Below are 12,293 nucleotides of genomic sequence, written 5' to 3'. Positions count from 1 at the left end.
CCCTCTTTGAAAAGCCTTCCCGTGAGCGGAGCGAGGGGTACGGATGATAGCCTTTGAAGTGTTGAAGAGAATAGTATCCGTCTACTCGCCCAGCGGCGAGGAGGACGAGGCGGCGGAGACGTTGGCAGAGGCCTTGGAGGAGCTCAGCGGCGGCACTTTGGAGGTCTGGAGGGACGGGGCGGGCAACGTGCTGGCGGCTCCCAAGAGGAAGTCCGAGTACTCGCTGGCGCTGATCTCCCACATAGATACGGTCCCCGGGTTCTGGGAACCCAAGATCACGGAGAACTCCATAAGCGGGAGGGGGGCAGTGGACGCCAAGGGGCCTCTGTCGGCCATGAGTGAAGCGTTGATCAAGCTGGCGGAGGAGGGCAAGGACGTTCTGCTGGGGGCGATGGTCGGCGAGGAGGACGACAGCCGCGGGGCAAAGTACTTGAGGGACCACGGCCCCAAACTGAAGTACGTAATAATAGGCGAGCCCTCCAACACGCGCGACGTGGTCGTGGGCTACAGGGGGTACGCGTGGCTGGAGGTGAAGTGCAGAGCCAAGGGCGGCCACGCCTCCTCACCAGAGGTCGGGGAGAACGCGGTAGAGAAGCTGTGGGGAATTTACCAGAAGGCGAAGGAGAGGCTCAGCCCGGCCACAGTGAGCCTTACGTCCATTAAGAGTTGGAACGCGTTCAACGTCCTCCCCACCGAGGTCATAGCTCGCTTCGACGTGCGGTTCCCCGCCTCCGTAAAGTTGGAGGACATTTTGGACAGTTTCTCGGAGTGCGAGGTAACCTTGAAGGACTGGTTGGGGCCGGTGGAGGTGAAGCCCACCTCTCCGGTGCCCAGAGCTTTGAGGAGGGCGCTGCTCCAGCACGGGGTTAAGGGGAAGTTCGTTAGGAAGAGGGGAACTAGCGACATGAACGTCCTAGGTGGTTCAGTGGAGAGCATCGCTGCTTACGGGCCCGGCGCCAGCGAGCTCTCGCACACTGAGAAGGAAGTCATAACTAAGGAGGAGTTGGAGACGGCCGTGAAGACCTACGTGGCGGCCGGAAGGGAGCTCGCCGATGACCTATGAAGAGGAGCTCCGGAGGGTCTACTCGAGGAAGGACTTGCTATCCTCATACTTGTTGAAGCTGAGGGTGAGAAAGGGAGACGTCGAAAGGGTCTTGAAGAAGCCGGCTGCGTGTTACTACTTGTACAAGGGCAGCCTAGTGGACCCTTACGACACCCAAATACCCTTGCACAGGCTCTCCGGCCTCGAGCGCGCCGAAGGCTTGTGCGAGGCTTTCGACTTGGGCTGGGCTTGGGCGGTCGTGTGCGATTGTGGTGGGGGGCGGGCGGTCAGGGGGCCACGGGGTTACGACCCGGTGTTCGCCCTCAGCGGTCCGCCTTACCCCTTGGTTAGCAAAGGAGAGGTCATAGCTTGTTTGCCCGAAGGGAGGTGCTCGGGAGGGCTGGTCAAGAGGGGCCTGTGGTATTGGTATTACTGAAGAGCTCGAAGGTGGACTTAGATGTCGGCGACTTCAGACCCAAGAGTTTCATAATTTCCTTCATTTTCAAGTAAGCTGAGTTGGGGTCCGCGCCCTCTACCTCTACCTCCAGCACCCACTTGCCGTTTATCTTTTCCAAGGCGACTTCGACGTCACCGTTGCTCATTATGTAGCCCTCCTCCTTGCGGACCTCGCCGCATTTCACGAACTCCATGTCCTCGAGGAGCTTGACGCACTCCTCCAAGCTGCCCTCGTAGAGCTTGACCTTGCCTTGGGGGTACAAGCTGCGCTTGAACTCCAAGTCGCCGAACTTCAGCTTCTCCACGCGAGTAAAGAGGACCTCGCAGCGACCTCCCCAGTCCCTAGCCCTAAGCGTCTTGCCCTCTTCCCTCCAGCCCCCCGGAGGACAGTAGAAGTGGTCCACGAACTTGTACTCGTACACTACTTTGAAACCCATCCTCTCTAGCGTTTCTTTGAAGCCTTCGTGGACGAAGAACCTCGCCTCGGCCTCGTAGGGCTTCACCTTTCCGTCCCCTCGGCCGGGTTGAGGGGAACTTTATTCGCAAGGCTCCGTGCGCCCCGAGGGTGGGGTTACGAAGTTCGTCCACGACACCGGCTCCCTCTTGGCGGGCATGCCGTCTCTGATGCCCGGGGAGAACTACACCACCCCGCTCAACTTGAAAGAGGTGAAGGACAAGGACTCCAAGGACGCCTTGAAACGTTACGAAGCGAAGCTGAAGGTGATGGAGCCCGATAAAGCATACGTGATAAAGGTAAAGAAGAGGTGCGAGGAGCTGGGGGAGAGGCTGAGCGAAACGGACGTCGCGGTGGTGGCCCTCGCCCTCCAGCTGCACGCCACGCTTTTGAGCGACGACTACGGAGTACTTAACGTGGCCAAGAGCTTCGGTTTGGAAGCGAGGAGCGTGAGGACCAAGGGGATAGGCGGAGTAATCAAGTGGGTCAATTACTGCCCGTTCTGTAGGAAGGAGTACCCGCCGTGGGTTAAGGTCTGCCCGGACTGCGGCTCAGTTTTGAGGAGGCGTCCCTCGAAGCTAGCTTCCCGCGAGGGTTGAGGGAGGCGTAGTGAGGTACTTCATTACGACCTTCTCGAGTGTTATGGGTATAGGCCTAATGTTAAGCGTGATATACCAGAACCCTTTGATTTTAGGGACGTACTTGTTCGCGGCAGTGGTTGCCGGTTCTTTGGCGGAGCTCTTGGGAAAGCTCTTCGAGAAGGCCGCGGGGCCCTAAAAGCTCCCCCTCAACCCCTATCCCGGTGAAGTCCTTGAAGGTTTGCTTAATCGGCTACGGCAAGCTGGGTTCCTCGATAGCTAAGGGGTTGAGGAACGCCGGCGTTGAGGTGACCGTTTCCACGCTACCCCCCACCGACGAGTGGGCGCGCGAGGACGGCTTTTCCGTCGTGCCCATGAGGGCTTGCGCGGAGGGGGTAGACCTAATAATAGTCGCCGTCCCGCCCTCGGCCGTTCCGGCAGTCATGAAGGAGCTGAGAGGGGTCGAAGTCCCGATAACCTCCACGGCCGCCTTGGTGAAGCTGGGAGAGCTAAAGAAGTACGCAGACAAGGTTTACAGAGTCATGCCCTCCGTGACGGTAGAGGTAAACAGCTCCCCCGTGCTGGTCGCTGAAAGGGGAGGCGGAGCTGACTCGGTAGTGGAGGCCGTATGGGGGAAGCTGGGCAAGGTCTACTGGGTCAACGAGAGGGTACTGGACGCCGCCCTCCCCGTGGTGGGCTCGGGCCCGGCGGTGCACGCGGAATACTTCCGCTCGGCCGTGGAGGCCTTGGTGGCCTCCGGGGTGGAGAGGTCGCTGGCCGAGGAGTTGGCTAGGGAGTCAATAATAGGAACGATAAAGATGTTAGAGAAGTACGACCCCTACAAGTTGCGCTCTAAGGTCGAGACCCCCGGGGGCATCACCGTCGAGATGCTCTTGAAGCTCGAAGAGGAGGGGGTCTTCGGTAAAATAGCTAAAGTCTTAGGAGAGAAGGGGAGGGAGCTCAGTCGATGAGCTCTTCTTCCTCCTCTTCTAACTCTCTAACCCAGAGCTCCCTCCTCAAGAGCTCCCTAATAGCCACCCTTATGGCCTCACTCCTAGAAGTGAACCTCCCCTTCCTGACCAATTCATCTATCGCTTCCACGTAAGCTTCCGGCATCTTGACCGTTACCAGCCTCACGCCCTCACCCGGTGTCTGCGTAGTATCGGGGTGTAGCTAAAAAGGGGGTGCGGGGAACACGTCAGTATCATTTGAGGACCGCTTCGATAAATTCTTCTTCAATAGGATGGAGCTTGGGTGAGGGGAAGACGAGCAAGTGCGGGGGCCCGCCCAAGTCGGACTCGGCGAGTTCCCTTAACTTGGCTACCTTTATCGTTTCGTCGTCCCAGCACAAGCGGGCCATGGCTATCGCCCTTCGGTCGCAGAGCTCTTCGTACTCGCAGAGGAGCCTCGCCGCCTCCGGAACGGTCATGTCCCTCCCGTAGCCTGTCTCCAACAAGACTATGGTATGTAAGTTCATTGAGTCGTTATCCTTTATTACGTTATATACCGACTCGGTGAAGGAGATTCCCTCCTTAGGATACATCAAAGTGACTACCTTGCCGAAGCGGTACTGGGAGAGGCCGCTCTTGCTCCTCGCCGCTTGCAGCGCCGAGACGTTCGAGATTATCTGAACGGAGTACCCCCTCCTCCTCGCTTCCAGCAACAGGGCGGAGTGGGCAGTCGCGGCCATGGGGTCGCCGGGAACTACCAAAGTTACGCTCTTCGAGAACCTAAAGGGACCCTCTAAGACGCTTCTGTCGGCCTCTAAGGCGTCCTCCCTTACCCCCTTTACGCAGTTGAGCAGCCCCCCGGGGAAGGGGCTGGTGTAGGTGTCTACCCAGACCTCTTCCGCTTCTAATATGGCCCTCTTGACCCTTTCGTTTAAGTGTTCGCACCTCAAGCCGGCCCCGGCCAGCACGAACTTCACTCCTTCACCACCTTCAAGGACCTCTTACACAAGTACAGCCCCACCCCCACGCCTACCACGGCGGCCACCGCGACGCCTATCATTGCCGCAACGAACATGGTTACGTCAGACGAACAAATCTTTACTGCCGTAACGTTGGCGTCTTGTGCAAAGGCTATGATGCTTCCACCGAACGGCGCCTCTAAGGGGCTCGCTTTAAAGCGAGCTCACCCGGCCCCTCGCAACCTAAAAACTCGCACTTCAAACCGCTCCGGGAGAGGGCATTGAGCTCTATAGAAAAGTACTTCGGTAGGGAACGTATGATAATAACGATAGATGAGGAAGCCACCATAGGCGAGGCGGTCGAGCTCATGCACGAGAACGGCATAGGGGCGCTCTTGGTCACCAGAGAGGAGGAGGGCGGCGTCGCGGCGGCGGGCTTGCTCACGGAGCGCGACGTAATAGCGGCCCTTGCCCTGGGCGCAGATCCGAACAGGGCTAAGGTAAAATATTACATGACGCCGTGGAAAGACGTAATCACGGTAACTCCCGAGACTCCGATAAAGGAGGCCCTTAGAATAATGATAGAGAACGGCATAAGGCACTTGGTGGTCGTTAGCGGGGAGAAGGTATTAGGGATAATCAGTATGCGCGACCTCTGCGCAGCGCTGCTAGTTTAAACTTTATGCCTTGAATTAACCTCAACCTCAGCCTTACCACATTTATCATTAGGCCTGCTCCTATACCTACGAAGATAGGTTCGCTGAGCTTTATCATCGGCCCGTTGGGACATAACTTCGATACGAAGTCTAGTAGCGGAGCGGTCGCGAGGCCTACCAAGAAGCCCAGCGCCGGCGCGACTCCCCCTAGCTGGAGCAACGGGAGGTAGCCGAAGGCCAGCGAAAGCTCTGTTGGGACCTTCGCCACCACGCTAGATGGGTAGCCCCCTAGGAGGGGGCTGACCGGCGGCGCCCTGGCGGCGGCAATCAAGGCGAATGGGAGGGGAGCGAAGGAGATTGCCGGGTCCAAGTAGAGCGCGGCCAAGAAGGAGCCCAACGCTAGAGGAGGGACGTCGAGGTGGGCGCCCAAGAAGGCGAGCAAGGTCGAGGGGAGCGCGAACCAGGCGCCGAAGCGCTTCCCACAATACGCCATTAGTAACGATATTATGATGGCGATTGAGCCCGCCAACGGGTCTACTGCTAGCGCCGCTACCGTAGCCAGTCCGTACGCCGCGGGGGGACGCTCCAAGGCACGCCCCTTACTTCGCCCCTCTCCTTGAGGGCCTTTTCTGTCGCTAGGTACTCTCTCAGCACCTCCTCCCTAACCAGCTCGAGCGCGTCGAAGCCCTCGACGCTCGGGAGGCACGCGAGCGGGTTCAAGAGCAAGTACAGCTCGGCCTCCCCCTTGCCCCCCGGGGCCAAGACCGCCACGTCCGCGCGGCCGCTTACCCTCTTCATCCCGACGCCCTCCAAGTACTTAGCCAAGTTCTCTGCGAAGGCCTTCATACAAGGGTTATCCTCCCACGGCCCGATGTCCAACGTGAAGGTGGCTACTCCCTTCTTCAAGCCCACCACTTCCCTGACCTTCTTGAGCTCCTTTACCCTGAGCCCTCCCGGGCTGTACAAGGTCTTCCAGACCACCAGCCGGGGGTCGTCGCCGGGGGCGTACTCCCGAACCCCCTCCACCTCCGGGACAGCGAAGTCCCCGCCCTCCACCTCCACCGGCTCCCCCAGCCCCAGCCCCTCCAAGCTCCACGAGGAGACGACCTCGTTGAGGGACAAGAAGGCCGTACACTCGCACTGCCCCTCCTTTACCTTGAGGTACGTTCCAGGCCAAAACACGAACGGGTTCAAGTCCAAGTCTATTACGTACGTAACCCTCTCGAACCCCTCCGGGCTCCCGCTCACGGGAGGGGCGGAGGGGTAATCCTTTATGTAGGTCCCCGGGGGAGCGCTCACGGTGACGAGGGCCCTCTTCTCCTTTACTTGAACTTCCCTCCTCACGGTTATCTTCTTTTCTCTGTTGCAAGCCAAGATTTGGAAGGACGCCGCGAAGAGGGCGGCCGAGGGGAGGAGCACCGCCTCCAACCAAGGACTAAGCAACAAGGCCGAGGCAGCGCCCAAGGCGGCCGAGAGGGTGGCCCTCCTCCACTTCTCGGCGGCGTGGCAGCTCGCCCGGACCTCGTATTCCATTTTATTACTCCCCCAGCGAGCCCAGAGGGGCGTAGGATGGCTGGTAAAAAGAAGTTCAGTGTCTTGGATCACGTCCTCGTCCCTCAACACGTGAAGTTGAGCCCGGAGGAGGCCGTGGAGGAGCTCAGAAAGTGGGGCCTCAGAGTTGAGCAATTACCCCTGCTGAAGGCGAGCGACCCGGTGGCCAGGGAGCTAGACTTGAAGCCTGGAGACATAGTGAAGATAATTAGGAAGAGTGAGAACGCTGAGGAGGTAGTCGTATTTAGGTACGTAGTGGCCGGGTGATGGTCGTGTCGAGCGCGAAGGCCTTCCCCACTCCGGAAGACCGTTGGGCCATAATGCGCGCCTACTTTAAGGAGAAGGGGCTAGTGAGCCAGCAGCTGGAGTCTTACAACAAGTTCGTCACGGAAACTATGCAGAAGCTAATAGAAGAGTTAGGGGAAGTGGAACCCTTCGAGAGCGGCTATAAGTTAGAATTCATTAAGATTAGGTACGGAGAGCCCATTATAAAGGAGAAGAGCGGGGGCACGAGGCCCGTAACCCCCACCGAGTGTAGGATACGCGACTTGACCTACGCTGCTCCGATATACGTTTACATGAGGCTCAGGAACCCGAAGGGCGAGATCAAGGACGAAGGATGGGTAGAAATAGGAATGATGCCCGTCATGGTTAGGTCCATCCTCGACCCGCTCTCTAAGAAGAGCCCCGAGGAGCTTGTAGAAGCCGGCGAGGACCCGAGGGACCCGGGAGGGTACTTCATAGTCGACGGCAGCGAGAAGGTGATAGTCACTCAAGAGGACTTAGCCCTCAACAAGGTGTTGGTTGACAAAGGAGGGCCCCAGAGCACCGTAACCCACACGGCGAAGGTGCTCTCTACCACCTTAGGTTACCGCGTACAAGTCATAGTGGAGAGGCAGAAGGACGGCACCCTCCACGCGATCTTCCCGCCCCTGCCCGGTAAGATACCTCTGGTCGTCTTGATAAGGGCCTTGGGCATCGAGTCCGACAAGGACATAACCTCCTTGGTGAGCTTCGACCCCGAGGTACAACAAGAGCTCTTGCCGAGCATAGAACAAGCGGCCTCCGTGCCGACCGTCGACGACGCGCTCGACTTCATTGGCGCTAGGATAGCTATAGGCATGCCTAGGGACAAGAGGATCGAAAGAGCGAAGCAAGTCCTCGACAACAACTTGCTCCCGCACTTGGGCAAGAGGCCCGAGGACAGGATAAAGAAGGCCATATTCTTGGCCCACATGGCCCGGAAGCTCTTGGAGGTTTACTTGGAGAAGAGGGAGCCAGACGACAAGGACCACTACGCCAACAGGAGGCTCAAGCTGGCCGGCGACATGTTGGCCGCACTCTTCAGGACGCACTTGAGGGGGTTATTGAACGACGTGGGCTACCAGCTGGAGAGGTCGGTCCTCAAGGGGGAGGAGAGGCTCAAGCTTAGGATACTCATCCGTTCCAACTACCTCACCGACAAGGTACGCCAAGCGCTGGCCACGGGCAACTGGGTGGGCAACAGAACCGGCGTCTCCCAGCTGCTGGACCGCACCAACTGGTTGAGCACGCTCTCTCACTTGAGGAGGGTCGTGTCCCCGCTTGCGAGGAACCAGCCCCACTACGAGGCGAGAGAGCTCCACATGACCCAGTGGGGGAGGATCTGTCCGTTCGAGACCCCCGAGGGCCCCAACATCGGACTTGTGAAGAACTTAGCCCTGTCCGCCCACATCTCAGTGGGCGTCCCAGAAGAAGAAGTGGAGAAGGTGTTAGACGAGCTGGGCGTGATAAGGGTAGAGGAGGTTTTGGAGAAAGTTAAGAACGACGAGCCCGTCCCGGAGGAGGCCATCAGCGGCGCGAGGGTGTTCTTGAACGGGAGGCCCGTCGGCTACTACAAAGACGCTCACGAGCTGGCCCAGAAGATAAGGCAGTTGAGGAGGCAAGGGAAGCTGCACTACGAGGTCAGCGTGGGCGTCTACGAGAACGACGACGGCACGATCAAAGAGGTCTACATAAACACCGACCCCGGAAGGGTGATGAGGCCTGTCTTCGTAGTTGAGAACGGCGAACTGAAGCTCAAGCCAGAGCACGTGGAGAAGGTTAAGAAGGGCGAGTGGACGTTCAAGGACCTATTGATGAGAGGTATTGTGGAGCTCTTGGACGCTGACGAGGAGGAGAACGCGCTGATAGCCATAGAGCCGGAGGACATAACCCCGAAGCACACTCACATGGAGATATGGGTACCGGCGGTCTTCGGCGTCGTGGCCTCTACTATACCTTACCTCGAACACAACCAGAGCCCGAGGAACAGCTACCAGAGCGCCATGGCCAAACAAGCGCTCGGCTTGTACGCGGCCAACTTCATGCTTAGAACCGATACCAGGGGGTACTTGCTCCACTACCCAGAGAAGCCCTTGGCGCAGACCAAGCACCTCGAAATAATAGGTTACAACAAGAGGCCCGCCGGCCAGAACGCGGTCGCGGCGATCCTCAGCTACACCGGCTACAACATAGAGGACGCTATAATTATGAACCAGTCCAGCATAGATAGGGGGTTCATGAGAGCCACTTTCATGAGGCTCTACCAGACTGAGGAGCAGAAGTACCCCGGCGGAGCGGAGGACAAAATAGAGAAGCCCAAGCCCGACCAGAGGCTCGTGGGGATGAGGGAGCCCAAGGCTTACGAGAAGTTGGACGAGGACGGCATAGTAGAGCCGGAGACCTACGTGGTCGGGGGAGACGTACTGATAGGTAAGTCCTCGCCTCCGAGGTTCACCGAAGAGTACAAGGAGATGGGCATACTGGAGACCCGTCGGAGGGACGCTTCCGTTGCGGTTAGGCACGGCGAGGAGGGCGTGGTCGATACTGTAATCTTGACCGAAAACATAGACGGCATAAAGATGGTCAAGGTAAGGGTGAGGAGCTTAAGGATCCCGGAGATAGGCGACAAGTTCGCCTCCCGCCACGGTCAGAAGGGAGTAATAGGCATGGTCCTCCCCCATTACGACATGCCTTACAGCGAGTTCGGCTTGGTGCCCGACATAATACTGAACCCCCACGCCTTCCCGTCCAGGATGACGCTGGGGCAGCTGATAGAGAGCATAGCAGCTAAGGCGGCCGCCTTCCGCGGGAGGGAAGTGGACGCGACGCCGTTCTATAAGGAGCCTCTGGACAACTTGAGAAAGATATTGGTAGAGAGGGGCTTCCCGCCCGACGGCACGGAGGTCATGTTCGACGGGAGGACGGGAGAGATGATCGCCAGGCCCGTGTTCATAGGCGTCGTCTTCTACCAGAGGTTGTACCACATGGTTAGCGACAAGATCCACGCCAGGGCCCGCGGGCCCGTGCAGATACTGACTAGGCAGCCCACCGAGGGACGCACGAGGAAGGGCGGCCTGAGGTTCGGGGAGATGGAGAGGGACGTGTTGGTTGCCCACGGGGCATCCCAGCTGCTCGTGGAGAGGCTGCTCAAGTCGAGCGACGCTACCAAGGTCTGGGTCTGCGCCAAGTGTGGTCACATAGGCTGGTGGGACGCCAACAAGGGCAAGCCCGTCTGTCCGATACACGGCGAGAGGGGAGAGATGTACCAAGTGGAGCTCAGCTACGCGTTCAAGCTGTTGATCCAAGAGATACTCAGCATGGGCATAGCAGCTAGGCTTAGGCTGGGCGACAAGTTCAGCAGGGTGTGAGCTTGAAGAAGAACTTAGCTTTTAAACTGGGCCTCTGTCCCATAGTCCTCGCCATGGAACACGTGGACCACGAGGCCAAGCGGAGGTACGCGAAGCTCTACGACCCCATAAACGATACTTTAATAGACTTGGAACTCCCTTATAGCATATACCTCTTAAGCGACGTTAAGGGCCAGCACGAGTGCTGGGAGGACGCGCTGAAGGAGCTGGGGGTCGAGTGGAGCTGCCCCCACGCACAAGAGTGTCCGATAAAGAGGCGTCAAGCTTATCAGAGACAAGAGCAGAGCGGTTAGCGCCCGGGTGTCGGGCGCGGAGGGAGCCGCAGAGCTCTCGATGAGAGCGCCTATCCGGTCTCATCCCCCAAAACTTCCTTCAGCGTCTTCACGACCGTTACTCCTTGAGGGACCTCCTTGGGAGGCTCCCGGGTCACGCCGGTCAGCACCAAGATTCCCCTGGCCCCGTTTTCTAGCGCCATCTTCATGTCGGTTTCCATCTTATCCCCTATTACTATCACGTCCCTCTCGCCGCCGCTGGCCACCTCGAAGGCGTGTCTGCTGGGCTTCCCCACCACTACTGGCTCCTTCCCGCTGGCCACCCTTATCGCCTCCACCACGCTCCCCGCGCCCGGCATGAGCCCCCTCTCGGTGGGGTAGGTCTTGTCGGTGTTGGTGGCTACGAATAGAGCCCCCTTCCTTATCATGGATGCTGCCCTAGCGACCTTGTCATACGTCAAGAACGCGTCCAAGCCCGCCACCACCGCTTGCGCGAGGTCTTCGTCTTCGGTCAAGTGTATTCCTGCCATAACCAGCTCTTCCGCCAGTCCGGAAGGTCCCACCGCGAAGGCGGATTCCACGCCCCTCTTCTTGAGGAACTGGGAGGCTATGTAGGCAGAGGTAACTACCTCCCCTTCCAACCCTATCTCCTTTAGCCTCCTAGAAACTTCCCAGCGCGAGGTAGCCTTGTTCGTTAGGAATACTTTCTTCCCTTCCAACTTTTTTATCGCGTCCACGTTTTCCCAGATTATTTCCTTTCCCTTCCACACCACGCCGTCGAGGTCTATTATCCACCTCAAGGCGCTCCCCAAACTAAAATATTTGTTAAAGGTCTTAACTCTCGAGAGAGCCTTGATAGACCCGAACGCTCCAGTAAAGTACTTCGCCAAGATGGGCTGGATAAAGGTAGTGAAGGCGGAAGAGCCCTTGAGGAACGCGGCGAAGGTAATGGTAGAGAACGGGATAAGGCACTTGCCGGTGGTGGAGGGCGAGAACCTAGTGGGCTTCATGTCTATAAAGGACGTGATGGAAGTTATTGGAAGCTACAACGCAAAAGACCTACTTAAGAAGGAAGTGTACAACTTCATGAGTAAGAAGGTCATAGCCGCGGCGGCAGAGGACCCGCTCTGGGAGGTGTTGAAGGCTATGGCAGAGGCCGACGTGGGCGCGGTTCCCTTACTCGACAACGAGGGGAAGGTGATAGGAATATTCACCGAGAGGGACGTCGTGCTGAACGTGGCTCCGGAACTCGAGTGGGAGGGAGAGGCTATGAAGTACGCTACCAAGAACCCTAAGGTGGTCGAACGTGGAACTCCCCTCGCAGACGCGTTGGACATAATGAACGAGCTGAAGGTGAGACACTTGCCGGTAGTCGAGGACGCGAAGAACAAGGGGCCGGCCTTGGGCATACTCACCGCACTCAACGTGGTGGACTACGCCCTCCGTCACGAGAACAAGCTACCAGAGGCCTTGGAGGAGGTCTCGGCGGACGAGGTCATGAGCACCTTGAGCTACGTCGTCGAGAACGCAGAGATGAGGGAGGCCGTACAAGCCCTCGGCATGTCGCCAACAGACGCGTTGTTGCTCTTGGGCGACGACAAGGTAGTGAAGGGGATAATTACAGATAGGGACGTGATGATGGCTACGGCTCGTTACGTGGAGAGGTTGGCGATGCCCTAAAGAACTCCGTCGAGGAATTTTTCT

At 58.3% G+C, this 12,293-nt stretch carries 16 protein-coding genes; 10 read left to right on the top strand and 6 right to left on the bottom strand.

The genetic code is table 11. The features are described 5' to 3' along the window. Nucleotides 1-43 precede the first annotated feature (43 nt). Together IGNI_RS03445 and IGNI_RS03440 are read left to right on the top strand one after the other, a co-directional pair. The gene (locus IGNI_RS03445; protein ID WP_011998698.1) at nucleotides 44-1,063 is read left to right on the top strand and encodes an N-acetyl-lysine deacetylase; all 1,020 of its coding nucleotides are present in this window, start codon (nucleotides 44-46) and stop codon (nucleotides 1,061-1,063) included. Next, nucleotides 1,053-1,478, top strand: a complete 426-nt coding sequence (locus tag IGNI_RS03440) for a hypothetical protein (protein ID WP_011998697.1) — start codon at nucleotides 1,053-1,055, stop codon at nucleotides 1,476-1,478. The genes IGNI_RS03445 and IGNI_RS03440 overlap by 11 nt, the downstream gene beginning before the upstream one ends. On the opposite strand, the gene IGNI_RS03435 is transcribed toward IGNI_RS03440, so the two are convergent. Next, nucleotides 1,447-2,001 (bottom strand): CYTH domain-containing protein, encoded by a 555-nt coding sequence (locus IGNI_RS03435; RefSeq protein ID WP_011998696.1) that lies wholly within the window; start codon nucleotides 1,999-2,001, stop codon nucleotides 1,447-1,449. The genes IGNI_RS03440 and IGNI_RS03435 overlap by 32 nt on opposite strands. A 49-nt stretch (nucleotides 2,002-2,050) precedes the next feature. Between IGNI_RS03435 and IGNI_RS03430 the strand changes: the two genes are divergently transcribed. From IGNI_RS03430 to IGNI_RS03425, 3 genes are read left to right on the top strand one after another with little or no spacing between them, the layout of a single operon-like run. Then, on the top strand, nucleotides 2,051-2,551 hold the full coding sequence (locus IGNI_RS03430; protein WP_011998695.1) for an NOB1 family endonuclease: 501 nt from the start codon (nucleotides 2,051-2,053) through the stop codon (nucleotides 2,549-2,551). Nucleotides 2,552-2,561: 10 nt separating this feature from the next. Next, nucleotides 2,562-2,729 (top strand): hypothetical protein, encoded by a 168-nt coding sequence (locus IGNI_RS07755; protein ID WP_011998694.1) that lies wholly within the window; start codon nucleotides 2,562-2,564, stop codon nucleotides 2,727-2,729. A 34-nt stretch (nucleotides 2,730-2,763) separates the two neighbouring features. Then, on the top strand, nucleotides 2,764-3,501 hold the full coding sequence (locus IGNI_RS03425) for a pyrroline-5-carboxylate reductase family protein (protein WP_011998693.1): 738 nt from the start codon (nucleotides 2,764-2,766) through the stop codon (nucleotides 3,499-3,501). On the opposite strand, the gene IGNI_RS03420 is transcribed toward IGNI_RS03425, so the two are convergent. Both IGNI_RS03420 and dph5 read right to left on the bottom strand, forming a co-directional pair. Continuing rightward, nucleotides 3,491-3,667: a ribbon-helix-helix domain-containing protein gene (locus IGNI_RS03420; RefSeq protein WP_011998692.1), complete on the bottom strand. Its 177-nt coding sequence runs from the start codon at nucleotides 3,665-3,667 to the stop codon at nucleotides 3,491-3,493. The genes IGNI_RS03425 and IGNI_RS03420 overlap by 11 nt on opposite strands. A 67-nt stretch (nucleotides 3,668-3,734) precedes the next feature. Beyond that, entirely contained in the window at nucleotides 3,735-4,457 is a 723-nt protein-coding gene (gene dph5 / locus IGNI_RS03415; protein WP_011998691.1) for a diphthine synthase, read from the bottom strand. 263 nt (nucleotides 4,458-4,720) lie between these two features. Here dph5 and IGNI_RS03410 point away from each other — a divergent pair, with 263 nt between their 5' ends. Continuing rightward, nucleotides 4,721-5,116 carry a CBS domain-containing protein gene (locus IGNI_RS03410; RefSeq protein ID WP_011998689.1) on the top strand — a complete coding sequence of 132 codons (396 nt, stop codon included), beginning with the start codon at nucleotides 4,721-4,723 and terminating at the stop codon, nucleotides 5,114-5,116. Here IGNI_RS03410 and IGNI_RS03405 read toward each other — a convergent pair. Both IGNI_RS03405 and IGNI_RS07750 read right to left on the bottom strand, forming a co-directional pair. After that, nucleotides 5,079-5,684, bottom strand: a complete 606-nt coding sequence (locus tag IGNI_RS03405) for a hypothetical protein (RefSeq protein WP_052570050.1) — start codon at nucleotides 5,682-5,684, stop codon at nucleotides 5,079-5,081. The two genes, IGNI_RS03410 and IGNI_RS03405, sit on opposite strands and share 38 nt — an antisense overlap. Next, entirely contained in the window at nucleotides 5,645-6,628 is a 984-nt protein-coding gene (locus IGNI_RS07750; protein ID WP_011998687.1) for a DUF58 domain-containing protein, read from the bottom strand. Before IGNI_RS07750 ends, IGNI_RS03405 begins: the two co-directional genes overlap by 40 nt. A gap of 36 nt (nucleotides 6,629-6,664) precedes the next feature. Between IGNI_RS07750 and IGNI_RS03395 the strand changes: the two genes are divergently transcribed. From IGNI_RS03395 to IGNI_RS03385, 3 genes are read left to right on the top strand one after another with little or no spacing between them, the layout of a single operon-like run. Further along, on the top strand, nucleotides 6,665-6,913 hold the full coding sequence (locus IGNI_RS03395) for a DNA-directed RNA polymerase subunit H (protein WP_052570048.1): 249 nt from the start codon (nucleotides 6,665-6,667) through the stop codon (nucleotides 6,911-6,913). Then, nucleotides 6,913-10,317 carry a DNA-directed RNA polymerase subunit B gene (locus IGNI_RS03390; RefSeq protein ID WP_052570488.1) on the top strand — a complete coding sequence of 1,135 codons (3,405 nt, stop codon included), beginning with the start codon at nucleotides 6,913-6,915 and terminating at the stop codon, nucleotides 10,315-10,317. The genes IGNI_RS03395 and IGNI_RS03390 overlap by 1 nt, the downstream gene beginning before the upstream one ends. A 2-nt stretch (nucleotides 10,318-10,319) precedes the next feature. Further along, nucleotides 10,320-10,610 carry a hypothetical protein gene (locus tag IGNI_RS03385; protein WP_011998684.1) on the top strand — a complete coding sequence of 97 codons (291 nt, stop codon included), beginning with the start codon at nucleotides 10,320-10,322 and terminating at the stop codon, nucleotides 10,608-10,610. 50 nt (nucleotides 10,611-10,660) lie between these two features. Here IGNI_RS03385 and IGNI_RS03380 read toward each other — a convergent pair whose 3' ends face one another. Continuing rightward, nucleotides 10,661-11,389 carry an HAD-IIA family hydrolase gene (locus IGNI_RS03380; protein ID WP_187145994.1) on the bottom strand — a complete coding sequence of 243 codons (729 nt, stop codon included), beginning with the start codon at nucleotides 11,387-11,389 and terminating at the stop codon, nucleotides 10,661-10,663. A 52-nt stretch (nucleotides 11,390-11,441) separates the two neighbouring features. Between IGNI_RS03380 and IGNI_RS03375 the strand changes: the two genes are divergently transcribed. Further along, a complete protein-coding gene (locus tag IGNI_RS03375) occupies nucleotides 11,442-12,269 on the top strand; it encodes a CBS domain-containing protein (protein ID WP_011998682.1) in 828 nt (275 codons plus the stop codon). Nucleotides 12,270-12,293: the final 24 nt, after the last annotated feature.

Origin of the sequence: Ignicoccus hospitalis KIN4/I, assembly GCF_000017945.1 — an archaeon.
Classification (GTDB): Archaea; Thermoproteota; Thermoprotei_A; order Sulfolobales; family Ignicoccaceae; genus Ignicoccus; species Ignicoccus hospitalis.
This window is presented reverse-complemented; position numbering and strand designations above follow the sequence as displayed.